This is a genomic window from Microbispora sp. ATCC PTA-5024 (genome assembly GCF_000511135.2).
In the GTDB taxonomy this organism is placed as follows: Bacteria; Actinomycetota; Actinomycetes; order Streptosporangiales; family Streptosporangiaceae; genus Microbispora; species Microbispora corallina.
The window spans coordinates 1,507,965-1,530,821 of sequence record NZ_KI866522.1 but is presented as its reverse complement, the minus strand read 5'-3'; the positions used below and the strand labels follow the sequence as shown (position 1 = coordinate 1,530,821).

Here is a 22,857-nt window from a genome sequence, read left to right as displayed (position 1 = left end):
CCGACATCACCGCCGCCGGCTACCGCTGACCCCCTGATCGGCATCCGATCCGCGGCCCCCGGGACGCCGACGCGTCCGTCCGCCCCCAGCACCCCCTACCGCCGCCACCCGGAACCGCCGGGTGGAGGCGGGGTGATCCAGCACAGAACAGAGGAGTCCGATGCAGAAAATCGTCCGATGGGCACTGGCGGCAGTGGTGGCCGCCGGGTCCCTGGTCGTGGCCGGCGGGGCGACGTCGCCCGCGGCCGCGCTGGACAACGGCCTGGCCCGCACGCCCCAGTTGGGATGGAACGACTGGAACAGCTTCGGCTGCAACGTCAGCGACTCGCTGATCCGGCAGAGCGCGGACGCCATGGTGTCCAGCGGAATGGCCGCGGCCGGCTACCAGTACGTCAACATCGACGACTGCTGGTCGACCAAGAGCCGCAACGCCAACGGCGACCTGGTGCCCGACCCGCAGAAGTTCCCCAACGGCATCAAGGCCGTGGCCGACTACGTCCACTCGAAGGGGCTGAAGCTCGGCATCTACTCCTCCGCCGGCCTCACCACCTGCGCCGGCTACCCGGCCAGCCTGGGCAACGAGCGCAGGGACGCCGCCCTGTGGGCGTCGTGGGGGATCGACTACCTGAAGTACGACAACTGCGGCGACCACCAGGGCAAGACCGGGCAGCAGCGGTACACGGCGATGCGCGACGCGCTCGCCGCCACCGGCCGCCCGATCCTGTTCAGCCTCTGCAACTGGGGACAGGAGAGCGTCTGGACCTGGGGGATGGCGACGGGCAACTCCTGGCGCACCACGGGGGACATCCAGGCCAACTTCGGCTCGGTGACGAGCATCCTCGACCAGCAGGTCGGGCTCGACGCGTACTCGGGTCCGGGCGGCTGGAACGACCCCGACATGCTGGAGGTGGGCAACGGCTCGCTCTCGGGGACCGAGGGCCGGGCGCACTTCAGCCTGTGGGCGCTGCTGAACGCGCCGCTCATCGCGGGCAACGACATCCGCACGATGAGCTCCGACACCCGCACGATTCTCACGAACACCGAAGTCATCGCGGTCGACCAGGACTGGGGCGGCCGGCAGGGCACCAAGGTCAGCGACAACGGCAACCTTGAGGTCTGGCGCAAGCCGATGTCCAACGGGTCGGTCGCGGTCGTGCTGCTCAACCGCGGCACGTCGACGGCGACGGTGTCCACCACCGCCTCGGCCGTGGGCCTCGGCTCCGCCTCCTCCTACTCCGTACGCGACCTGTGGGCGCACTCCACCTCCTCCACGTCCGGCACCATCAGCGCGTCGGTCCCCGGGCACGGCGCCGCGATGTACGTCGTGACCGGCGGGGGCATCGTCACGCCCAGCCCGACGCCGACGCCGACGGGGAGCACGAGCGCGTTCCGGGGTGTGGGGTCGGGCCGGTGCCTGGACGTCACGGGTGCCTCGCAGGCGAACGGGACGCTGGCGGAGATCTGGGACTGCAACAACCAGGCGAATCAGCGGTGGACGGTGACGAGCGCGGGTGAGTTGCGGGTGTACGGGTCGAAGTGCCTGGACGTCAACAACCGGGGCACGGCCGACGGCACCAGTGTGCTCATCTGGGACTGCAACGGTCAGAACAACCAGCAGTGGCGTCTCAACTCCGACGGCAGCCTGACAGCTGTCGGCGCGAACAAGTGCCTGGACGTGCCGAACAGCGCCACGGCCAACGGCACCAAGCTCCAGATCTGGACCTGCAATGGGCAGGCCAACCAGCGCTGGACCCGCGTCTGACCCTCACCACCTCCGAGCCGGTCCGCGCCCCCCACGCGCGGACCGGCTCGGCCGGGCGAGACCGCTCGCCCGCAGGCTCAGCGGCGCACCTCCCGTCCCGCGCCGCGGGCCACGTCCAGCACCTCCTCGGCCGAGAAGCGGCACTGGTCCCCGTGCACGGTCATGGCCAGGGAGGCCATCGCCGTGCCCCGCTTGAGCGCCTCCTCGGGGGAGCCGTCGAGCACGCCCCACAGCACACCGGCCGCGAAGGCGTCCCCGGCGCCGATCCGGTCGACGCCGACGGTGGGCAGCGCCGGGGCCGCCACGGACTCGCCGTCCCACCAGGCGACGGCGCCGTCGGCGCCCGACGTCACCACCACGCGGCCGATCGACAGGGTCTTCGCCAGGTCGCTCGCCAGCGCCGGCGCGTCGCCGGCGAGGCCGAAGAGGTCGCGCGCGTCCTCGGCCCGGCAGATCAGCACGTCGACGTGGGCGGCCAGGTCGGCGGTGAACGAGGCGGCCGACTCCGGCGAGGACAGCGCCGCCCGGTAGTTGACGTCGTAGACGACGAGCGCGCCACGCTCGCGCCCCTCCCGCGCCGCCCGCAGCACGAGCGCGCCGGACCGCGGCGCCACGGCGGCCGTGATGCCGGTCAGGTGGACGATCCGCGCGTCGCACACGGCGGCCCAGTCCAGGTCGTCGGCGGAGAGCGAGGCGAACGCGGTGCCGGCCCGGTCGTACACCACACTCGTGGGGCGCGGCGGCGAGCCGATCTCCGCGAAGTAGAGTCCGAGACGCTCGCCGGCCGTCCACCGCACGGTGTCGAGCGCGACGCCCGCGCTCGACAGCGAGTCGGCGACACGCCGCCCGAGGACGGTCTGCGGCAGCGCCGACGTCCAGCGCGTCGGCACGCCGACCGACGCCAGGGCCACCGCGACGTTCGCCTCGGCGCCGCCGACGTGCACCCGGAACTGCCCGGAGTCGCGCAGCCGCTCGCCCGGCGCCGGTGACAGACGCACCAGGGCCTCTCCGAGCGTGGAGACCTGGGTCGCCCCGGCCGGTCCACCGATGCGCATGATGCCGCTCCCCAACGGTTTCTCGATCGACGCCCCTTGACGGGCTCGGGAAAATCATCATACGTCTTATGAGTAACGTCACATGCACCAGAGGAATCGGGGACACGTGAGACAACGTCATCCGGCATCCGTCACCGGGGCAATCTCCCTAGTCGCGGCCGGGATCGTCGCGGTCAGCGCCACGCCGGCGCTCGCCGTGCCGCCGCATCCCGGCCGGACCACGATCGTCGTGTCGCCGGACGGCGACGACCGCAACCAGGGCACGCCGGGCAAGCCGCTGCGCACGCCGGCCGCGGCGCAGGCGATGGCCCGCGCGTCGGCGCACGCGGGAAGCACCGTCACGGTCGAGCTGAAGGACGGGACCTACCGGCTCGAGGAGCCGTTACGCTTCACCGCGGACGACTCGGGCACCGGCGCCAAGCCGGTGACCTGGACCGCCGCGAGAGGGGCGCGACCGGTCGTCTCGGGTGGCCGGGAGGTGACCGGCTGGACGCCGTACGACGCCGGCAAGAACATCTTCGTCGCGTCCGTGCCGAAGGGACAGGACAGCCGCCAGCTCTACAAGAACGACGCGGCGGCGCCCCGCGCGGCGATCACGATCGCCCGCGGCGACGTCACGGTCACGCCGTCGGGCATGGAGATCAGGAATCCCGCGCTCGGCTACCTCGCGACGCTGCCGGACCAGAGCCGCATCGAGGTCGAGAGCCAGGACTCGTTCACCGACCGGTACGCCCCCGTGCGGAGCATCAGCGGGACGACGATCACGATGCAGCAGCCCGCCTGGCAGAACAACAACTGGGGGTACGACACCCTGGCCCACCCGTTCGCCGGTGGCCGGCTGCTGCTGGAGAACTCCTACGCGTTCCTCCAGGAGGGACAGTGGTACCTCGACCCCGCGGCCGGCAGGCTGTACTACCGCGCCGCCGCCGGTGAGGACCCGAACGGCCAGTCGTTCGTGCTGCCCTACCTCGAGTCGCTCGTCCAGATCGCGGGCACCTACGCGAACCCGGTGCACGACCTGACGTTCTCGGGCATCCGGTTCTCGTACTCGACCTGGCTGTCGCCCGGCTCGCCGATCGGCTACGCCGACCAGCAGAACGGGGCGTTCATCCCGAAGGCGTACCCGCAGCCGGCCGACTACCTGAGCAGTTGCCAGTCGGGCTGCCCGCTGTTCGAGGGCGCGCGCAACGGCTGGAACCAGGTCCCCGCGGCCGTCCAGGTCGCCGCGGCCACCCGCGTGACCTTCTCGGACGACACCTTCGCCCACCTGGGACAGGTGGGCCTCGGCATCGGCCTGGACGCCGACGCGAACGGTGCGGGGATCGGGCTCGGGGTCACCGCGACGACCGTGCACCACAACCTGTTCACCGACCTCGGTGGCGCGGGGGTCGTCGTGGGCGGCGTGCAGCCGGACGCCCACCACCCGGGCGACCCGGCGATGACCCTGCGCGACATCACGATCGACAACAACCTGGTGACCGACGTCGCCAAGGACTACAAGGAGATGTCAGGCATCCTGTCCACCTACGTGGACCACGCCGTGATCGCGCACAACGAGGTCTCGAACCTCGCGTACGACGGGATCGACACCGGCTGGGGCTGGGGCGCGAACGACGCGGGCGGCAGCCAGGACTACCGCAACCGCGGCCTGTACACCTACCAGCCGGTCTACACGACGCCGACGACCCTCAGGAACACCGAGGTGACGGGGAACCTGATCCACGGGGTCAAGAAGGTCTTCCACGACGGGGGCAGCCTGTACAACCTGTCGGCCAACCCGGGCGCGGTGTTCAGCGGCAACTACATCTACGACACGCTGCACACCGTGGGTCTCTACCTGGACGAGGGATCCCGCTACGTCACGATGAAGAACAACGTGGTCCAGGACTGCGGGGTGTGGGTCTTCACGAACTCGTACGGGACGATCAACAACACCAGCGACAACGTGCTCGCCCACAACTGGTACAACTCCGGCGCCACGCAGACCCCGAACGCGGCGCAGCACAACAACCAGCTGATCGACAACGTGCAGGTCGCGGGTACGGCCTGGCCGGACGACGCCCAGGACGTGATCGCGCACGCCGGCGTCGAGCCGGCCCTGCGGACCTTCCCCGGGGTCTCGAAGTAGCTCTCGCAAGACGAGGAGGCGGGGGGAGCCGTGCGGCTCCCCCCGCCCTCTCACGCCGCGTGCCGGGCGGAGACCCCCGGGCATCCCGCGCCCGGCCGCCCGCCCGCCGCGGTCAGCGCGCCAGCCACCCGCCGTCCACGGGGACGACCGCGCCCGAGACGTAGTCGGACGCCGCCGAGCAGAGGAAGACGGCCGCGCCCGCGATGTCGTCGGCGCGACCCCAGCGTCCGGCAGGGATCCGCTCCAGGATCGACCGCGACCGCTCGGGGTCGCCGCGCAGCGCCTCCGTGTTGTCGGTCGCGATGTAGCCCGGCGCGATGGCGTTGACGTTCACCCCGCGGGCGGCCCACTCGTTGGCGAGCGCCCGGGTGAGGCCGGCGATCCCCGACTTGGCGGCGGTGTAGCCGGGCACGTTGATCCCGCCCTGGAAGCTCAGCATGCTCGCCGTGAACACGATCTTGCCTCGGCCGCGCTCCAGCATCGGGCGCGCCACCAGCTGGGTGAGGGCGAACTGGCTCGACAGGTCGACCTCGAGCACGCGGTCCCACCACGTGAGCGGATGCTCCGCCGCGGGGGCCCGCTCGATCGTGCCCGCGTTGTTGACGAGGATGTCGGGAGACCGCTCGGCGAGCTCGGCGCCCAGGTCCAGGACGGCGTCGCGATCGGCGAAGTCCACGGCGCGGCCCTCGAAGGACCGGCCGAGTCCGCGGACCGACTTGGCGACCTCGTCGTCCGCCCCGAGGTGAGCGCTCACACCGATGATGTCGGCTCCGGCGGCGGCGAGGGCCTCGGCCATGGCGCGGCCGATGCCCCGGCGGGCCCCGGTGACGACCGCCAGACGGCCGTGCAGGTCGAACAGGCCGCTCATGCCCGGGCCTCCCCGGCGACGTCCACGAGGATCTTCATGGCGCGGCCGGCCGAGAGGTCGTCGACCGCGGAGGCGATCTCCTCGAGCGGGACGACGCCGGAGATGACGGCCTCGGCGGGGATGACGCCCCGGCCGAGCAGCTCGACGGCGCGCTCGAAGTCGGACCGCTGGTACACCCGGGCGCCCAGCAGGCGGAGCTCCCGCCAGAACACGCGCTGCAGGTCCAGTTCCCGGGCGGCGGAGTGGATGGCCACCACGACGATCGTCCCGCGCACCTTCGCGAGCGCGGTGGTGGAGCGGGCCGCGGCGGCGGCTCCCGATACCTCGAACACCACGTCGGCGCCGACGCCGTCCGTCCAGCGCTCGACCTCGGCGACCAGGTCGGCGGAGGAGGGGTCGATCACCTCGAAACCGAGCTCGGCGACCCGGTTCCGGCGCGACGCGTCGACCTCGGCGACCATGACGTGGGCGCCGGCGTGCCGCGCGACGGCGGCGATGAGCACCCCGATGGGGCCGCCCCCGAGCACGACGGCGCGGTCGCCGACCTGGAGGCCGGAGCGCCGGACGTCGTGGACCGCGACGGCGACCGGCTCGACGAGGGCCGCCGTACGCAGGTCGAGGCCGGCGGGGAGCGGCACGGCGATCGAGGCCGGGACGTTCCACCGCTGCTGCAGCCCTCCCGGGGAGTCGATGCCGACGAAGACGAGGTTCTGGCAGATGTGCTGATGCCCGGCGAGGCAGGCGGGGCAGGTGCCGTCCCAGACCAGCGGCATGACGGTCAGGGGGTCGCCGACCTTCCAGCCCTCCACGCCCGCGCCGACCGCCGCCACCGTGCCCGACGTCTCATGGCCGAACACGAGGGGCGTCCGCACCCTGGCGTCCATGTCGCCGTGCACGATGTGGAGGTCGGTCCCGCACAGCCCGCAGTAGGCGACGGCGACCTGGAGCTCGCCGGGACCGGGCGGCGCGACCTCGATGGGCACGGTCGTCAGGCGACCGCCACCCACGTATGCAGCACCCTTCATCGGGTGTCCTCACTCTCCTCAAGGCGGTGCTTCAGACCGCTTGCACACGTAATACGTATGCTCTATTTTCATCACATTGCGGGGGTCGTCAATGTGGGCGACAAGACAAAGGACACCAACATGGTCCGTAACAAACTTCACGGATATACCGGCCGGGTGATCGGTGGCGTGGGCGTTCTCGCCGCCGCCCTCACACTGGCCGCCTGCGGCGGCAACAGCGGTTCCTCGGTCGGCTCCTACGGCTTTCCGCAGGTCACGCAGGATGACAAGGCCCCGATCACGGTCTGGGTGGACGCCGACCGGTCGAGCGCGGTCGACGCGTTCAAGAAGGCCAACCCCGGCGTGAAGCTCAACGTCGTCACCTACGACGGTTCCGCGAACGGGTCGAACTCCTTCAGGACGAAGGTACAGCTCTTCGACCGCGCGGGCAGCGGCTGGCCCGACGTCGTGTTCTCGTCGCAGAACAACGACGCGGCGTGGGCGAGCCAGAAGAGCAACGGCAAGCAGGCGTTCGCGGCCGTCCTCAACAGCGGGCTCGTCCCGAAGGCCACGCTCGACAACTTCACGCAGGGCTCCCTGGCCCCGTGCACCGTCGAGGGCAAGGTCTACTGCCTGCGCAACGACCTCGCGCAGGTGGTGCTCTGGTACAACAAGAGCCTGCTCGACAAGTTCGGCTACTCCCTCCCCACCACGTGGGAGGAGTACCAGGCCGTCGGCGAGAAGGTGGCCAAGGAGCACCCCGGCTACATCGTCGGCGCCGTCGGTGACTCCTTCGCCCCGGAGATCTACTTCTGGGGCAGCAAGTGCCAGGCGAACGGCATCACCGGCCCCACGTCGGTGACGGTGAACACCGACAGCCCGGAGTGCAAGCGCGTCGCGTCGATGCTCGACATTCTGATCAAGAACGGCACCGTCCCCAACCTGAGCGTCTTCACCCCGGAGTTCGTGAAGAAGTACTCCGACAAGGTGGTCCTCATGCCGGGCCCGGCCTGGTACGCGGGCGCCATCTTCAACAACCCGCAGTCGCTCAACGTGCCCGCCGGCCAGCTCGGCGTCGCGGCGCCGCTGGCCTGGCAGGGCGACAGCGCCGCGACGGGCAACGTGGGCGGCGGCACCTGGTTCATCAGCAGCCACGCGAAGAACCTCAAGGCGGCCGAGAAGTTCGTCGAGTTCGTCACGACGGCCGACGACTACCAGGTGAACCTCGCTCCCGGTTACCCGGCCTACGCGCCCGCCGCGGACAAGTGGATCAAGAAGCAGGAGTCGAGCGGCTACTACGCCACGGACCTGGGGGCACTGATCAAGGCCGGTCCGCAGATCTGGACCGGGTGGGGCTCCGGGGTCTTCAGCCAGGAGGCGATCTGGGCCAAGACGATGACCCCCGCGATTGCCGGCGGCAAGAGCCTGGTCGATCTGCTCCCCGAGTGGGAGACCGCGATCAAGAACCAGGCGCAGGTCAACGGCTATACGGTCAAGTGACATGACGGTTACGAATCAGGCCGCCCGGCCCGCGGTGTCACCGCGGGCCGGGCGACCGGCCGGCCGGGGTGACGGCGGTGAGCGGAGCGCGATGAGCTACGCCTTCATCGCGGTCTACGCGGTGCTGACGATCGCGTTCGGAATCCTGCCCGCCATCTACGCCCTCTACCTCGCCTTCACCGACGGCGACGGCGCTTTCGCGGGGTTCGCCAACTTCACGAAGGTGATGAGCGACTTCCGGTTCCTGCCCGCCGTCGGGCACGTCGCCCTCTACCTGGTGATGTGGCTCGTGGCCCTGGTCGTGCTGGTCACGTTCCTGGCCCTCGTCGTCCACGCGATCCGCGTGCGCTGGCTGAGCAAGACGCTCCGGTTCGTCTTCTACCTGCCGGGCGCCCTTGCGGGCGCGTCGAGCGTGCTGCTGTGGCTGTTCGTGCTCGACCCCACCGCCAGCCCGGTCGGCGGCCTGCTGCGGCTGATGGGCTTCTCCAGCTTCGTGCAGGTCATCGTGCCGGGCAACCTGCCCCCGATCTTCGCCGTCATCGCGTTCTGGACCGGCGCGGGCGGCTGGATCGTCATCATGTACGGCGCCCTCAACAACATCAGCGACGACGTGATCGAGGCCGCGCGCATCGACGGCGCGACCACCGTGCAGATCGCCTGGCGCATCCAGCTCCCGCTGCTGCGCAAGTGGATCTCGTACATGGGGATCATGTCGCTGGCCGCCGGCACGCAGCTGTTCGTCGAGCCGCAGCTGCTCTCCCAGGCGAGCAACGCGATCGTGCCCAACGACTACTCGCTCAACCAGCTCGCCTACCAGTACGCGTTCCAGCAGAACGACTTCAACGGAGCGGCGGCCATCTCCCTGCTGCTGCTCGTCATCGCCCTCGCGCTGTCGGCCGTCTTCGTGACGCGCGGCGGCCTGTTCGAGAGGGGCTAGCACATGACGACAGTGGACATCGGCCGCCACGCGCGGGGCCGGAGCGGGGTCAGCGGCTGGAGCGGCCGGACGATCGTCGGGGTCGTGGTCGCGATCTTCGTGCTGTTCTTCGCCATCCCGATCGTCTGGCTGCTGCTGGCGACGACGAAGTCGGCGCGCGGGCTCATCGTCGACGACCCGTTCCTGCCCGGTGGCCTCGGCGACCTGGCCGCCAACTGGGACCAGCTGTTCGGGTTCCAGGACGGCGCGGTGACCGCGTGGGTGGGCAACTCGGCGCTGTACGCCCTGGGCGCGCTCGTCATCACGCTCATCGCGAGCATCCCGGCGGGCTACGCGATGGCCCTGACGGAGTTCCGGTTCCGCCGGTCGCTCCTCGTGCTGACGCTGATCGTCATGCTGATCCCGAACACCGCGCTGGTGCTGCCGATCTTCCTCGAACTGAACGTGGTCGGGCTCATCGGCAGCCCGCTCTCGGTGATCCTCCCGATGGCGTTCTTCCCGTTCGGGGTGTACCTCACGTACATCTACTTCTCGACGAGCGTCCCGCGCGATCTGCTCGCGGCGGCGCGCCTCGACGGATGCACAGAACTCCAGGTGTTCACCAGGGTCGCGCTGCCGCTGGCCGCGCCGATCGTCGCGCTGGTCGCGTTCTTCAGCTTCGTGCAGAGCTGGAACAACTTCTTCCTGCCCTTCGTGATGCTGCCGTCGAGCGAGGGATACCCGGTGCAGGTCGGCCTGACCTCGCTGCTCGCCTCGACTCCGGCGTTCAACCCGAGCTCCGCCGGGACGCAGTCCGTGCAGTTGCCGACGCTCGCGCTCGCGACCGTCATCTCGGTGCTGCCCGTGCTGATCGTCTTCCTCTTCGCGCAGCGCTTCCTGGTCGCGGGCATGACGGCGGGCGGCACCAAGGAGTGAGTAGGAACATCATGAAGGAGCGATTTTGAAGGTCACCGGATACCGCAGCCTCACGACGGTGCACGACTGGGGGCGGCTGATCGGCGACGCCAACGGGGTCATGTCCGAGCCCCGCACCGACGTGCACGTGCTGATCCTTGAGACGGACAGCGGCCTGGAAGGGGTGGGGCTCGGCGCGCACGGCGACGTCGACCGCGTCTTCGGCGCCGTGGAGGGTGAGGACCCGCGGGCCGTCACGGCTCTGTACGACCGCATGCTGGCCCGGGTCTTCAAGACCGGCCACTCGGGCGCGACGTTCGGCGCGATCGGCGCGATCGACATGGCGCTGTGGGACCTCAAGGCGAAGGCGGCCGACGAACCGCTGTGGCGCACCCTGGGCGGCCGGGACCGGTTCGTCGCCGGCTACGCCTCCGGGCTGGACATCGCCCTCGACGACGAGGCCCTCGTGCGCCTCTACGAGCGCTTCGCCGACCGGGGCTTCGGCGCCGCCAAGCTGAAGGGCGGCCGTGATCTCCAGCATGATCTCCGCCGGCTGCGAGCGTTGCGGGACGTCCTCAGCCGCAACTCGGCGCACCCCGCTCTCATGTTCGACGCCAACGAGTCGTGGAACCGGTCCCAGGCGGTCCGGTTCATCACCGCGATCGAGCGCGAGGTCGACCTCGCCTGGGTCGAGGAGCCGGTGCGGCGATGGGACGCCGCCGGTCTCGCCTCGGTCCGGCGCGGCATCCGCGCCGCCGTCGCGACCGGTGAGAACCTCACCGGACTGGAGCAGTACCGGCCGCTCCTGGACGCCGACGCGATCGACATCGTCCAGGTGGGCAACGTCTGGGGCATCACGCACTTCCTGCGGGTGGCCGCGGTGGCCCACGGACGCGACCTGCCCGTGAGCCCGGTGGCGTACCACGCCAACCCGCTGGCGCACGCGGCCACGGCGGTGCCGAACCACCTGGCCTTCGAGGTCCAGGACCTCTCGTCTCCCGTCGGACTCCAGGTGGACCAGGAGTTCGACGACGGCGGCATCGTCCTCGGCGACGAGCCGGGCATCGGCATCCGGGTCGACGAGGAGCACATCAAGATCTCGCGAGCCGCCAACCCCCCGGCCGCGATCACGGGGCCGCACGTCCGTCCCGACCGCGCCGGCCTTCGCCTCGTCCCCGACCCGCGTCAGGACGGCCGCATCGACGGGCACGCGGTGGAGCAGGTGGGGTCATGAGCGAGCGAATCGTACGGGGAGGCGCGCCGCGCGGATGCGCGTGCGACCGGTCACACGAGGAGGCGGCGTGAGCGCCCAGAACCGCGTCGAGCGTCACGCCTTCGTCGTCGGCGTCCGGCCGGAGCGCCGGGAGGAGTACCTCGAACTGCACAGCAACGTCTGGCCGCAGGTCGAGCAGACGCTGCGCGACTCGAACGTCACGAACTACTCCATCTTCATCGTCGGCGACACCCTGTTCGGCTACTACGAGTACGTCGGCGAGGACCACGCGGCCGACATGGCCCGCATCGCCGAGGACCCGGTGACGCGCGAATGGTGGACGCACACCGACCCGTGCCAGGTGCGCATCGTCGAGGAGCGCGACCCGGGGGCTCTGTGGCAGCCGCTCGACGAGGTCTGGCACCTGTCGTGAGCCGCTCGATCGACGCGCACGTCCATCTCTGGGACCGGGCCACCGACCCCCAGCCGTGGATCGACCCCGCGACGATGGGGGTCATCGACCGCGACTTCGCGCCCGCCGACCTCGGGCGGATGCTCGACTCGACGGGCGTGGACGCCGCCGTCGTCGTGCAGTCGAGCAACAGCGCCGCGGAAACGCGGCGGCTTCTGGCGCACACCGATGCGCGCATCGCCGGGGTCGTCGGCTGGGCAGATCTCACGGGTGACGTCGCGGCGCAGCTCGACGGGCTCGGCCCCGCGGCGCGCGAAAGGCTCGTCGGGATCCGTCACCTGGTCCACGTCGACCCCGACCCGGCGTGGCTCCAGCGCCCCGACGTAGGCAAGGCCCTGGAGCAGCTCGGCGCCCACGGGCTCGGCTTCGACCTGGTCGTGCGCTGGTGGCAGCTGCCGCCGGCCGCGGCCGTCGTGGCCGCGCACCCCGGCGTCCGCTTCGTCGTCGACCACCTCGGCGGGCTGGCCGAGTCGGACGACGACGACGGCTGGGAGGCCGGCCTGCGCGAGCTCGCCACCCGGCCGAACGTCTTCGCGAAGGTCTCCGGGCTGGCCGGACTCGTGAGCGGCGGCGGGGGAGCCCGTCTGCGCCGCGCGGTGGACGTGGCGCTTGAGGCGTTCGGCCCCGAGCGGCTCATGTACGGGTCCGACTGGCCGCTCGCCGAGCTGGGGGCCGGTCCCGTCGCGTGGCGGTGCGCCGTGGACGAGCTCGTCTCCGAGCTGAGCCAGGCGGAGCGGCGGGCGATCATGTCCGGCACCGCGTCGGCGTTCTACGGGCTCGGCGCATGACGGCCGCGGTCGCCGGACTGCTGAACCTGGCCCGGCCGGGCCGTGGCGTTCTCGGCCTGGGCGGATCACCGCTCGGCAATCTCGGCCGGGCGGTGAGCGACGACGAGGCCGCCCGGACGGTACGCCGGGCGTGGGACCGCGGCATCCGCTACTTCGACACGGCGCCGCACTACGGTCTCGGGCTCTCCGAGCGCCGCATCGGCGCCGAGCTGCGCCGCCGCCCGCGCGACGAATTCGTCCTGTCCACCAAGGTGGGCCGCCTGATCGTGCCCAACCCGGAGCCGCGCGAACGCGACGACGACGGATTCGCCGTCCCCGGCGACCGCACGCGCCGATGGGACTTCTCGGCGGCGGGTGTCGAACGCTCCCTCCAGGAGAGCCTGGAGCGCCTCGGACTCGACTCGGTCGACATCCTCTACGCGCACGACCCCGACCAGGCGGGGGAGGGCGCGGCGCGCGAGGGCCTCGCGTCGCTGGCGCGGCTCAAGGCCGCCGGCCTGGTGAAGGCCATCGGCATCGGGACCAACGCGACCGCGGGGCTCGCCCGGATCATCGAGGACGGCCTCGTCGACGTGATCATGCTGGCCAACCGCTACTCGCTGCTCGACCACAGCGGGCTCGACTCGGTGCTCGCGCCGGCCCACGAGGCCGGCGTCGCCGTGGTCGCCGCCGGCGTCTTCGCCACCGGCCTGCTGTCCACCGCGCGGCCGGCGCCCGGTGCGACGTACGAGTACCGGGCCGCCGACGCCGAGGTGATCGGGCGGGCCGGCCGCCTCGCGGCGATATGCGAGGACCACGGGGTGGAGCTCCCCGCCGCCGCGCTGGCCTTCCCGCTGCTGCACCCCGCCGTCGCCGCGGTCGCCGTCGGCATGCGCTCGCCCGGCGAGGTGGACGAGGACCTCCGCCGGTTCGAGACCGACGTCCCGGACGGGCTCTGGACGGACCTGGTCGCCGAAGGCCTGATCCCGGCCGCGGCCGTGCCGGCGTGCGAACGCCGGGCAGCGGAGGCCTAGCGTCTTGTTCGTGCTCCACAGCGGGATCGTCTGGGAGATCCTGCCGTAGGAGATGGGCGTCGCTTCCGGGGATGACCTGCTCGCGACGATGCCGACAGCACCGCGCCAAAAATGCCCCTACCAGCGGCGATGGGTGTCCGCTAGGTCGTAGGTCCCAGCGCTATCGCCCCACTACGAACACCGGCTCGACGTTCAGCTCGCTGATCCGCCAACCGTCGGACGTTCGGACGGCCTTGATGCGGGACAGCCCGTAGCGCCGGGAGGCCGGCACGAGACTGTCGGCGTGGCCGGACAGGGCGGTGATGGAGGCGCGGATCGTCGCGGTGTCGCCGTCGACCTCGATCAGCACGCTGCTGAACCGGTGGAGCAGGCGGGCGTAGTCCTTGTTGCCGGCCTCTATCTGTGCGATCAGGACGTCGCGGCCCGACCCGGTCCCGTTGCGGGTCGCGCCGGTGGCGTCCTGCGTCAGAACGGTGCTCAGGTCGTCGAAGCGGTGCTCGTCCAAGGCTCGACCCAGACGCAGCAGCAGGTCGTACAGCTCGGCCCGGTCGGCCAGGGTTCGCAGGTCGTAGTTCATGAGGTGTCCTTTCGGGAGTGGTGGATGAAAGGAACCTTGCGGGGCGCAGCGGGGTGCGCGCATCACTCCTGCCTTGTTCTTGCGCAAAGTCGCAACGGTGTCCGCCCAGCATTGCCGCCGCTCGGTTTTCTGGGGCAGGATGCGGATTCACGGGGTGGGACGTCAGGGGGTGGCCGGCGATGTCTGAGGCGGCGTGGCTGCAGTCGCTGCGGGCCACGCGCGGTGTGCACCCGCTGTTCGGGGCCGATGCCGTGGTCGCCCGGTTCGCCGAGATCGTCTCCGAACGCAGCGAGCGGCTGGTCATGGTTCCCGCGTCGTCCCGGCGCCCGCTGCTGGGGACGCTCCCGATGCCGCCGGATGTGCGTACGCGCTGGCTGGGGTCGGCCCCGGCGGGCCATGACGCGCGCCTGATCGCCGCCGGCGCCGAACATCGGATCCTGCCCGCCCTGCCGGCCAAGATGGTCATCATCGACCGGGCGATCGTCATGACGCCCATCGACCCGGAGGATCCGCTGAAGGGGGTCTGGCAGATCACCGCCAAGCCGCTGGTGCGCGCCCTGGTCGAGATGTACCAGCGGCTGTGGGCGCGGGCGGCCGAGCCGGGGCGGTGGCCGGCGGGGCTGTCGGCGAGGGAGCGCGCCGTGGTGACGCTGCTCGCCGAGGGCTGCACCGACCAGATGGTGGCCGAGCAGATGGGCCTGAGCCGGCGCACCATCACCTACACGGTCGCGGACCTGATGGAGAAATACGGGGCGCACAGCCGGTTCCAGCTGGCGCTGCTGCTGGCCGGTGCCGGCGCCGGGATGTGCTCGACACGACCAGGGCCTACGCCGGCGCCCGCGACCACCGAAGGATCGCTGGAGTACTAGAGCCCGGGCTCCTCCTCGGGTGCCCCGAGCCGGCGCCGCTCCCAGGAGCTGACGATGTGGTCGCGCATCGCGCGTTCCGCGGCCTCGGCGTCCTTACGGGAGATGGCGTCGACCACCAGGGCGTGCTCCTCCACCGTGGAGTGGAAGGCGTCCTCGTAGCGCATCCCCTGGTATCTGCTGCTCTCGAGCGCCCGCCGGTACAGGCGCTTGGCGATGTTCTCGGCCAGGCGGTTGCGGGACAGCTCCATGATCGTGAGGTGGAAGACCACGTCCGCCTGACGGAAGGAGTCGCTCTCGTGCTGCGTCTCGCGCATCGACTCCAGGGCGTGCTCGATGCGGGTCAGCTCCTCGGCCGTGCGCCGCGTCGCCACCGCGCCCGCCATGGCGGACTCGAGGCTGCCCCGGACGATCGTCAGCTCGTCGAGGACGCCCAGGGACACGTCGTTGTCGATGAGGGCGGACAGGACGACCGGGTCGAGCATGTTCCACGACCCGGACTGCGCCACCTGGGTGCCGCGGCCCTGTGCCACGACCACCAGGCCCTTCTCCTCGAGCCGTTTGACCGACTCGCGGAGAACCGTGCGGCTGACGCCGAAGTGCTCGCAGAGCGTACCCTCGGGCGGCAGCAGCTCCCCTTCGGGGAGCTCGCCCGTGACGATGAGCTCGACCAGCTCGCTGACCACCGCGACGCCCAGTCGCTCGGCGGGCCTGCGGGAGGAGAAGGCGAACGCGTCCTCTTTGGCGCTCATGCATGCACTCTAGTGCAGCCCCGTAACCCGTTCTGGGCGTGGATGGATCACTCGGGGGACCGCTGACCGGATCCCCCAGAAGGCGCCGCCGGCCCGCGGACCCCGTCTTCGGGGCCCGCGGGCGCGGCATCAGGCCGGACCGCGCCGGACGGTCGCCGCGGCGGGCGACCGCGTCAGCTCAGTTACGGCTCCACTGCTGGTTGGTTCCGCCGTTGCAGGACCACACGACGATCTTCGTGCCGTTGGCGGTCCCGGCGCTGTAGGCGTCCAGGCACAGCCCGGACGGCCCGGTGACGGTGCCGTCGGCGTTGACGTTCCACTGCTGGTTCGTCCCGCCGGAGCAGCCGTTGATGACGACGGCGGCGCCGTTGGTGGTGCCGCTCTCAAGGCACTTGGTGCCGTACACCTGGAGCTGCTTGGACGAGGTGTACGTCCACTGCTGGTTGGCGCCGCCGTTGCAGTCCCACAGCGCCACCTGCGTGCCGTTCGTCTGCGACTGGTTGGGCACGTCCACGCACCGGCCGCTGGCCAGGCCGCGCAGCAGGTTGCCGTTTCCGGTGCCGCCGCCCTGGCCCGGGGTGATCGTCAGGTTGTCGAACTGCGCGGTCTCGGTCGTGCCGGTGCCCACGCCGATCTGGCCCGCGCCCCAGGTGCCGTCCGTGACCGAGCCCACCTGGGTGCCGTCGATGCTCGCGGTGATCGTGCTGCCGGAGAAGCCCAGGGCGAGCGTGTGCCAGCGACCGGTGCCGAGTGCGGCGACCGTCCCGCTGCGGATGGTCGTCATCGCGTTGTCGACGTTGTTGCGCAGGATCTGCCAGGCGCCGGCGTCGGTGACCCGCAGGTAGTAGGCGTTCAGTCCTTCGGGGCCGAAGGAGTGCTGCGCGCCGGCCCGGCCGATCACCTCGGCGTACCCGCCCTGTTCGAGCAGGACGTCGGTGGAGACGGTGTAGTTGGTCCAGCCCAGATCACCCAGCAGGGCGTAGGGGTGGGAACCGCCGGTCCACAGGATCGGCTGGCGCGGGGCCATCTGGCGCACGCACTTGCCGGACCGTCCGCCGCCGCAGGCCACGACCTCGAACGAGCCCTGCATGTCCTGCAGGTACTTCGCCTCACGGCCGGTGGCGTAGGAGTCGAAGTCGTCGGAGTAGGGGAGGGCCAGCGAGCCGCGGGCGGGGCTGGTGGCGGTGCCCTTGCCCTGGCCGGTGGTGGTGGTGATGGAGTAGACGTACCCCGGCTGGACGGTCAGCGAGAAGGCGCCGCCCGAGGGGGTGATGTCGGTGGTGTGCCGGAAGTAGTCGGCGGAGTTGCCGGAGTTGAGGTTGGTGGCCCAGACGTGGACCTGGCCGGTGGACAGGCCGCCGGTGACGGTGAAGTTCAGGGTCTGCGCGGCGGTGGCGTCCATCGTCTCGACGATCGTGCTGTAGTCGCCGCTGTTGGGCGCCTTGAGCGAGACGTAGCTGCCGTTGGCGCGGTTGCCGCCGATGTAGCCGCTGGAGGAGTCGAGGTACTTCCACCCGGGGCTGGTGAACTGGGTGGTGTGGGCCATCACCCAGGCGTTCTTGCCGATGGCGTAGTAGCCCGACCAGGGCTGCGGCGCGACCGCCACGCCCATCGTGGCGAACGGGAGGTTCGGCGGGATCGCCGCGATGACCGGCCAGTTGATGTACGCCGTCATCTTCCCGTCGATGTAGTCCCGGTTGATGCCTCGCGCGAGGGCCTTCGCGCCGTCGTTGTAGTCGTCGGAGCCGTTCTCACTGGCCCACAGGACCTTCCCGGAGTTGATCGCGGTGGTCGAGCTCGGGCAGTTGGTCTGGGCGCCGCGGTACCCGCAGACGTAGTGGCTGCCGTACACGTCGACGGCGTTGCGGAAGGCGGTGTTGTTCGCCGCGTCGTCGGCCACGCCGAAGCCCCAGTCGTCGGAGGCGACGATCTTCACGTTGCCGAACCCGTGGGAGTCCAGCGCCGAGTTGAGGTTGACGTACCAGTTCAGGTCGCGGCCCTTCTCGTTCCAGCCGCCCAGGTAGTCGATGGTCAGCCCGTGGCTGTTCTTGGCGCAGCCGAGCCAGTCGACCAGGTAGTTGATGGTGTCCTGCGACCAGAAGTTGCCGTTGCCGAGCCAGCCGGGGGCGCCCCAGGAGAGGCCGACCAGCTTGATGTTGGGGTTGCGGGCCTTGGCCTGCTCCATCAGCCACCACTCGTACCCGCGGTTGCAGTCGAGGTCGCCCGAGGTGTGCCGGTGGCTCGGCTCCGCGCCGTCCGTGGAGTTCGTGTCGCCGCCGATCTCGACCTTGAGGATCTGCATCGAGGCGCCGTATCCGGGCTTGAACAGGTAGTCGAGGATCTGGCTGCGCTGCGGCTCGGGGTAGTCGATGAGCAGGCGGCTGTTTCCGCCGCCGCCGCTGATGGCGCCGACGCCGTCGAACGTGCGGCCGCCGGAACCACCGTTGATCGTGATCCCGACGGCCGCCTGTGCCGCCGACACGGCCACCAGCGACATCGCTATGGACAGGAGCGCGACCACCACTCTCATGGCGACTCGCGCGGTGCCTTCTCTTCGCCGGCTCATGGGGGGTCCTTTCGGTGAGTTAGGCGAATTCGACGAGACGACGGGGCCTGCCGGGAGCGGGCGCCGTCATGGGGGAACCGCGGCGGGGGCTCGGCGTCGGCCGCCGCCCGCCGTCCCGCGGTGGGAGGCGCACCGCCGCAGGCCCCCGGCGTCCCGCGGCGGTGCGTCCTCACGTCATGGCCGGCTCAGTTGCGCCGGCTCCACTGCTGGTTGGCTCCGCCGTTGCAGGCCCACAGGATGATCTTGGTGCCGTTGGCGGTGGCGGCGTTGTTGGCGTCGAGGCAGAGCCCGGACTGCACGCCGGTGATGGTGCCGTTGGAGTTGATGTTCCACTGCTGGTTGGTCTGGCCGTTGCAGTCCCAGATGATCACCTGGGTGCCGTTGCTCGTGCCCTGGCCGTAGGCGTCCAGGCACTTGTTGCCGTACACCTGGAGCTGCTTGCCGGAGGTGGAGGTCCAGCGCTGGTTGTTCTGGCCGTTGCAGTCCCACAGCTGCACCTGGGCGCCGTTGGACTGGGAGACCCCGGTGACGTCGAGGCACCGGCCCGACTGGCCGCCCACGATCTGCTGACCGCCCGTGGTGCTGCCGCCGGACATGGAGTAGCCGACGGAGGTGATGTTCGCCTGGACCGCGTTCTCCGTGGCGTCGGACGGGAAGCCGGACGTGACGGCGCCCTCGAAGAAGTACCCCTGTCCGGTCGGGCTGTTGTCGCCGCCGGTGCCGAGCAGGATCGAGCTCTCCAGCTTCATGGGGGAGTATCCGTTGGGCAGCGCGCCCGAGTACGTGGTGGTCAGGCCGCCGCTGTTGCCGTTGCCGTACTTCAGGGTGAAGTTGGTGGTGCCGTTGTTCTTCAGCCACGCGCTGACGAACGGGTAGTGCACCCCGGAGTTGTTCGGGTCCTTGTTGGACCCGGTGTTGGTGTGGTACATCCCGTTCTCCAGGTCGGCCTCCACCCAGGGGCCGGTGCCGGTGCATCCGCCGAACCAGCAGGCGGTGCCCCAGTAGATCGCGTTCATGGTGGCGTTGCCGGTGTCGTTGTGGGAGTTCTCGCCGCTGCCGTAGTCGAAGCAGCACCACTGGTCGACGTAGTTGGACGAGGTCACCATGTAGATGCCCTCGGGCTTGCTGCCCGTCGGGACGTTCTTGGCGTTGTCGATCCGGTAGCCGGTGCCCTGCGTGCTCTTGATCCCGTACACCGGGTGGCCGCCCGCGGTCAGCGGCAGCGCCTTGGCGTCCGCGCCGATGTCGGACCCGTTGGGGCCGGGGCCCTTCCAGAAGCCGCCCCACGAGATCGGCAGGTCGTTGTGGTTGGCGGTCTGGTCGTAGATCTTCGTGATCGTGCAGGAGGTGTTCGCGCAGAACGAGTCCTGCGCGGACGCGTCGGCGTACCCGCCGGCCTCCAGCAGCCCGATGTCGCGGTAGCCGCGGTCGGACGCGCGCTGCACCTGGTACAGCGGGCCGCTGTAGGCGCCGAACAGCGCCCGGGTGGTGCTGTGCGCCGCCACGCACGGCGTTCCACCGGTCGCGTAGATGTCGCACGGCAGCGAGGTCGCGGCCTGCGCCGTCGTCTGCGAGGCGGCCGTCCCGGCGAGGAGTACGGCCAGGGGGACCAGTGCCGCCATCACGAGACGGCCGAGCCTTCTTCCTGTGTTCAACGGTTCCTCCGATCGTGCGCCACGTGGCGTGGCGAAGGGGGGTGTGGGTCCCGTGCTGCGTGCGTGCGGCAGCCGGTGACCGCGGTCAGACCGGATTGTTAGCGTTAACATCACTACGCTCGGGCATCGCCGAGCTGTAGCGGTCCCCGAGTCCGAGGAGGCGCGTCCACGTGGTGATCGGGTTCACCTGAGCCACGGGCCGGGCGCGCTCGCCGCCCCCTCCGGCCGGCCGCGCCGCGGCCGGTGATCGTGGAGGCGGGTCGGTGGTGAGAGAGCGCTCACGTGCTTCTCCATGGAGGTGCGCGGTGCCACGAGTGACGCCACGAGGGGGGTGCGGCGGGGGCCGTGGAAGGGACGCGGCCGGCGTCGGCGCAGAGGGCTGGGGATGTCCCGCGCCCGCGTGTGCCGTCCGGTCCGCGACGCCTGCCTCTGTGGAGGCTGCCTCCGGGGTCTAGGTACTAATTACCCTAGGGAAGGCGAACTACGTCAAGAGTAAGTTTCAGACTTAGCACAGACGACTCCGGCGACTGTGGGCATTCCGGCCACCCTGTGTGCGCGTGACGGCCGTCGTCGCGCGGCCGGGGCGTGTCGTACATCGCCCCTGTTCAAACGGCGCGAGGAAGGGGATGAGTCGGACTTTCGCCGAGGGTCGCGCACGGCGGGAGCACCGTGGTCGCCCCAGCAGGGAGCTCCGCGAGACCGGCGGACCGGCGTGTAACTTTCACAGACGGCGCGCCCCGGCCGACGGCGCGCGGGGCCGCCGGAGGCGTCGCTCCGGGGGGATCGGCAAGTAGGCGATCGGCTGGTGGGGGATCGGCAAGTAGGCGATCGGCCGGTGGGGGATCAGTCGGTGGGGGAGAACAGGCGCTGCTGGATCTCTCTGCGGTAGTCGTCCAGCGTGTTGTCGATGTGGGTGGCGGCCGCCAGGGCCGCCGCCTCGGGGTCGCCGGCGCGGATGGCCTGGTAGATGGCCTCGTGTTCCTCCACCGCCTTCGCGGCGTGGCCGCCCAGCGAGCCGCGCAGGCCGATCATGTGGGACTGCCCCTGTAGCCGCCGGGCCTGCCGCACCGTGTTCTGGAGGAACATGTTGTGCGAGGCGGTCGCGATGGCCGTGTGGAAGGCGTCGTCACCCTCGTTGAACAGGTCCTCGCGTCCCGTGTCGTGGCCCTGGCGGCACAGGTGGGCGGCCTTCTCGATAGCGGCGAGCTCGGCGGGCGTGGCGCGGCGGGCGGCCAGGCGGCTGGTCTCCATCTCCTGCGCTCGCCGGAACTCGAAGAGCATGTAGACGTGGTCGAGGTCGGTGGGGAGGAAGAAGGGCGCCCAGCGTCCTCCGCCGAGCATGCCCTCGTCGTCGGCCACGTACAGGCCGCGGCCCTTCTGGGCCCGGACCCGGCCCAGTGCGGAGAGGATCTTGACGGCCTCGCGGACGACGGTGCGGCTGGTGCCGAGCTGGCGGGCCAGCTCGACCTCGGTGGGCATGCGGTCGCCGGGGCGCAGGCGCAGCCGGGCGATGAGCTCCAGCACCTGTTCGGCCGCCACCTCGTAGCCCGGCCGGTATCCTCCCTCACGCGGAGTGTCGGTCACGGTGCTCCCTTCTTGCGATCGCCTGCAAGAGTATGACTTATCTCGTTCGCCGTACATCCGGGGGGACGCGATCGGGACGACGAACGGCACGTCGGCGCCGACCGGCCCGACGTGCCGTGTGTGACCGAGACAGGCACACCTAAGGCGCTGAAGGCTCCCTACGCCGATCGGGACGTGCGCCGGCGGGAGTGGAGCACCCCGTAGGCCGCCGTCTCATTCGAGGGCGTCCCGGGAGCCGGCTCCGCCGGAGAGCGCCCCGTGGATGCCGGGGCGGCGCCGGGTCCACGAGCCGAGGATGTGGATGCGCATCGCGGCCGCGGCCCCCTGGGCGTCGCCCTGGAGGATCATCGACTCGATCTGCCGATGCTCGGCGAGCGACTGGACCAGTTCCTCCCTGCTGGGATCGCCGTTGTACCGGCTCGACAGCCGCGCCTTCGCGTGGATGCTGTGAATGATCGCGTGACCGAGACGGTTGCCGGACGCGATCATGATCATCTCGTGGAAGACGACGTCCTCCCTGGCATAGCGCAGCGGCTCGTCGATGGTCTCCGTCAGGACGTTCGCCTGCGCGGCCAGCGCCTCGGCCTGTTCGGGCGTGATCACGCGCGCGCACTGCGCCGCCATGTCGCACTCGAGCGCCGCCCGGACGTTGATGAGGTCGTCGAGGATCCCCAGGTCGCTGTCGTGCCGGATCTGGGCCTCCAGGACGACGGGGTCCAGGAGGTTCCAGCCGATGGGCTCCAGGACGCGGGTGCCCCGGCCCGGGATCGCCTTCACCAGGCCCTTCGCTTCGAGAAGCTTGATCGACTCGCGCACCACCGTGCGGGAGACCCCGAACTCCTCGCACAGCTCGGGCTCGGTCGGGAGCACGCTGTCCACGGGGTAGCCCCCCGACACGATGCGGTCGACCAGATGGGTGACGACGGTGTCTCCCAGGCGGCGGGGGCGACGATGCCGGATCGGCTCCAGCAGGTCACGGGACGCGCCCGCGTCGGGCTGGGAGAACTCGGCACTCACCGTGCCGCCATGGAGATGGTCACGACGTCGAGTATACGCACCTGCGAATACGTAATTCATATGATGAAATGTCGAGATTGTGACCTAGCGATGTCGGGACTACGTACGCGATCCGGACGCTATCGGGACACGAGGGCAGGAGGCGCGCGGGAACGTCGGGATGTCCGGCGCGTCCACGATGTCGCCCCGCCGCATGGTGCGCTGAG

The 22,857-nt window shown here is 70.6% G+C and carries 19 protein-coding genes; 10 read left to right on the top strand and 9 right to left on the bottom strand.

The features are described from left to right. The first annotated feature begins 160 nt into the window (after nucleotides 1-160). Nucleotides 161-1,762 carry a ricin-type beta-trefoil lectin domain protein gene (locus MPTA5024_RS06820; RefSeq protein ID WP_036320844.1) on the top strand — a complete coding sequence of 534 codons (1,602 nt, stop codon included), beginning with the start codon at nucleotides 161-163 and terminating at the stop codon, nucleotides 1,760-1,762. A 77-nt stretch (nucleotides 1,763-1,839) separates the two neighbouring features. Here the strand turns inward: MPTA5024_RS06820 and MPTA5024_RS06815 are convergent, their stop codons facing one another. After that, nucleotides 1,840-2,817 carry a sugar kinase gene (locus MPTA5024_RS06815; protein ID WP_036320842.1) on the bottom strand — a complete coding sequence of 326 codons (978 nt, stop codon included), beginning with the start codon at nucleotides 2,815-2,817 and terminating at the stop codon, nucleotides 1,840-1,842. 106 nt (nucleotides 2,818-2,923) lie between these two features. Here MPTA5024_RS06815 and MPTA5024_RS06810 point away from each other — a divergent pair, with 106 nt between their 5' ends. Next, nucleotides 2,924-4,945, top strand: a complete 2,022-nt coding sequence (locus MPTA5024_RS06810; protein WP_157099313.1) for a right-handed parallel beta-helix repeat-containing protein — start codon at nucleotides 2,924-2,926, stop codon at nucleotides 4,943-4,945. Nucleotides 4,946-5,057: 112 nt separating this feature from the next. Here the strand turns inward: MPTA5024_RS06810 and MPTA5024_RS06805 are convergent, their stop codons facing one another. Next, entirely contained in the window at nucleotides 5,058-5,813 is a 756-nt protein-coding gene (locus MPTA5024_RS06805) for an SDR family oxidoreductase (RefSeq protein WP_036320840.1), read from the bottom strand. Continuing rightward, nucleotides 5,810-6,838 (bottom strand): (R,R)-butanediol dehydrogenase, encoded by a 1,029-nt coding sequence (locus MPTA5024_RS06800; protein ID WP_036320837.1) that lies wholly within the window; start codon nucleotides 6,836-6,838, stop codon nucleotides 5,810-5,812. The genes MPTA5024_RS06805 and MPTA5024_RS06800 overlap by 4 nt, the downstream gene beginning before the upstream one ends. Nucleotides 6,839-6,994: 156 nt before the next feature. Here MPTA5024_RS06800 and MPTA5024_RS06795 point away from each other — a divergent pair, with 156 nt between their 5' ends. From MPTA5024_RS06795 to MPTA5024_RS06765, 7 genes are all read left to right on the top strand, one after another. Further along, a complete protein-coding gene (locus MPTA5024_RS06795; protein WP_198166980.1) occupies nucleotides 6,995-8,317 on the top strand; it encodes an ABC transporter substrate-binding protein in 1,323 nt (440 codons plus the stop codon). 1 nt (nucleotide 8,318) lies between these two features. Continuing rightward, entirely contained in the window at nucleotides 8,319-9,254 is a 936-nt protein-coding gene (locus MPTA5024_RS06790) for a carbohydrate ABC transporter permease (protein ID WP_036320832.1), read from the top strand. A gap of 3 nt (nucleotides 9,255-9,257) precedes the next feature. Then, the gene (locus MPTA5024_RS06785) at nucleotides 9,258-10,169 is read left to right on the top strand and encodes a carbohydrate ABC transporter permease (protein ID WP_036320829.1); all 912 of its coding nucleotides are present in this window, start codon (nucleotides 9,258-9,260) and stop codon (nucleotides 10,167-10,169) included. Between the two features lie 25 nt (nucleotides 10,170-10,194). Then, entirely contained in the window at nucleotides 10,195-11,382 is a 1,188-nt protein-coding gene (locus tag MPTA5024_RS06780; protein WP_051457780.1) for a mandelate racemase/muconate lactonizing enzyme family protein, read from the top strand. A 67-nt stretch (nucleotides 11,383-11,449) separates the two neighbouring features. After that, the gene (locus tag MPTA5024_RS06775; RefSeq protein ID WP_036320826.1) at nucleotides 11,450-11,794 is read left to right on the top strand and encodes an L-rhamnose mutarotase; all 345 of its coding nucleotides are present in this window, start codon (nucleotides 11,450-11,452) and stop codon (nucleotides 11,792-11,794) included. Continuing rightward, complete coding sequence (locus MPTA5024_RS06770) at nucleotides 11,791-12,621, top strand: amidohydrolase family protein (protein WP_198166979.1); 831 nt, start codon at nucleotides 11,791-11,793, stop codon at nucleotides 12,619-12,621. The genes MPTA5024_RS06775 and MPTA5024_RS06770 overlap by 4 nt, the downstream gene beginning before the upstream one ends. After that, nucleotides 12,618-13,634 carry an aldo/keto reductase gene (locus MPTA5024_RS06765; RefSeq protein ID WP_051457778.1) on the top strand — a complete coding sequence of 339 codons (1,017 nt, stop codon included), beginning with the start codon at nucleotides 12,618-12,620 and terminating at the stop codon, nucleotides 13,632-13,634. The genes MPTA5024_RS06770 and MPTA5024_RS06765 overlap by 4 nt, the downstream gene beginning before the upstream one ends. A 160-nt stretch (nucleotides 13,635-13,794) precedes the next feature. On the opposite strand, the gene MPTA5024_RS06760 is transcribed toward MPTA5024_RS06765, so the two are convergent. After that, entirely contained in the window at nucleotides 13,795-14,211 is a 417-nt protein-coding gene (locus MPTA5024_RS06760) for a nuclear transport factor 2 family protein (RefSeq protein WP_051457777.1), read from the bottom strand. Between the two features lie 179 nt (nucleotides 14,212-14,390). Between MPTA5024_RS06760 and MPTA5024_RS06755 the strand changes: the two genes are divergently transcribed. Then, nucleotides 14,391-15,080, top strand: coding sequence for a helix-turn-helix transcriptional regulator (locus MPTA5024_RS06755; protein ID WP_051457776.1), 690 nt, complete (start codon nucleotides 14,391-14,393; stop codon nucleotides 15,078-15,080). Here MPTA5024_RS06755 and MPTA5024_RS06750 read toward each other — a convergent pair. The 5 genes from MPTA5024_RS06750 to MPTA5024_RS06730 form a co-directional block, all read right to left on the bottom strand. Then, nucleotides 15,077-15,829, bottom strand: coding sequence for a FadR/GntR family transcriptional regulator (locus tag MPTA5024_RS06750; RefSeq protein ID WP_036320825.1), 753 nt, complete (start codon nucleotides 15,827-15,829; stop codon nucleotides 15,077-15,079). The two genes, MPTA5024_RS06755 and MPTA5024_RS06750, sit on opposite strands and share 4 nt — an antisense overlap. A gap of 178 nt (nucleotides 15,830-16,007) precedes the next feature. Next, entirely contained in the window at nucleotides 16,008-18,395 is a 2,388-nt protein-coding gene (locus MPTA5024_RS06745; RefSeq protein WP_036320824.1) for a ricin-type beta-trefoil lectin domain protein, read from the bottom strand. 185 nt (nucleotides 18,396-18,580) lie between these two features. Beyond that, complete coding sequence (locus tag MPTA5024_RS06740) at nucleotides 18,581-20,050, bottom strand: arabinofuranosidase catalytic domain-containing protein (RefSeq protein WP_198166978.1); 1,470 nt, start codon at nucleotides 20,048-20,050, stop codon at nucleotides 18,581-18,583. A gap of 843 nt (nucleotides 20,051-20,893) precedes the next feature. After that, complete coding sequence (locus MPTA5024_RS06735; RefSeq protein ID WP_036320821.1) at nucleotides 20,894-21,634, bottom strand: FadR/GntR family transcriptional regulator; 741 nt, start codon at nucleotides 21,632-21,634, stop codon at nucleotides 20,894-20,896. 213 nt (nucleotides 21,635-21,847) lie between these two features. Next, nucleotides 21,848-22,651 carry a FadR/GntR family transcriptional regulator gene (locus MPTA5024_RS06730; RefSeq protein ID WP_198166977.1) on the bottom strand — a complete coding sequence of 268 codons (804 nt, stop codon included), beginning with the start codon at nucleotides 22,649-22,651 and terminating at the stop codon, nucleotides 21,848-21,850. Nucleotides 22,652-22,857 lie beyond the last annotated feature (206 nt).

What these genes read in the sequence shown, in the direction of transcription:
- MPTA5024_RS06820 (WP_036320844.1), top strand. Translation starts at nt 161, where the DNA reads ATGCAGAAAATCGTCCGATGGGCACTGGCGGCAGTGGTGGCCGCCGGG.
- MPTA5024_RS06815 (WP_036320842.1), bottom strand. Translation starts at nt 2,817, where the DNA reads ATGCGCATCGGTGGACCGGCCGGGGCGACCCAGGTCTCCACGCTCGGA.
- MPTA5024_RS06805 (WP_036320840.1), bottom strand. Translation starts at nt 5,813, where the DNA reads ATGAGCGGCCTGTTCGACCTGCACGGCCGTCTGGCGGTCGTCACCGGG.
- MPTA5024_RS06800 (WP_036320837.1), bottom strand. Translation starts at nt 6,838, where the DNA reads ATGAAGGGTGCTGCATACGTGGGTGGCGGTCGCCTGACGACCGTGCCC.
- MPTA5024_RS06790 (WP_036320832.1), top strand. Translation starts at nt 8,319, where the DNA reads ATGACGGTTACGAATCAGGCCGCCCGGCCCGCGGTGTCACCGCGGGCC.
- MPTA5024_RS06785 (WP_036320829.1), top strand. Translation starts at nt 9,258, where the DNA reads ATGACGACAGTGGACATCGGCCGCCACGCGCGGGGCCGGAGCGGGGTC.
- MPTA5024_RS06765 (WP_051457778.1), top strand. Translation starts at nt 12,618, where the DNA reads ATGACGGCCGCGGTCGCCGGACTGCTGAACCTGGCCCGGCCGGGCCGT.
- MPTA5024_RS06760 (WP_051457777.1), bottom strand. Translation starts at nt 14,211, where the DNA reads ATGAACTACGACCTGCGAACCCTGGCCGACCGGGCCGAGCTGTACGAC.
- MPTA5024_RS06755 (WP_051457776.1), top strand. Translation starts at nt 14,391, where the DNA reads ATGTCTGAGGCGGCGTGGCTGCAGTCGCTGCGGGCCACGCGCGGTGTG.
- MPTA5024_RS06750 (WP_036320825.1), bottom strand. Translation starts at nt 15,829, where the DNA reads ATGAGCGCCAAAGAGGACGCGTTCGCCTTCTCCTCCCGCAGGCCCGCC.
- MPTA5024_RS06745 (WP_036320824.1), bottom strand. Translation starts at nt 18,395, where the DNA reads ATGAGCCGGCGAAGAGAAGGCACCGCGCGAGTCGCCATGAGAGTGGTG.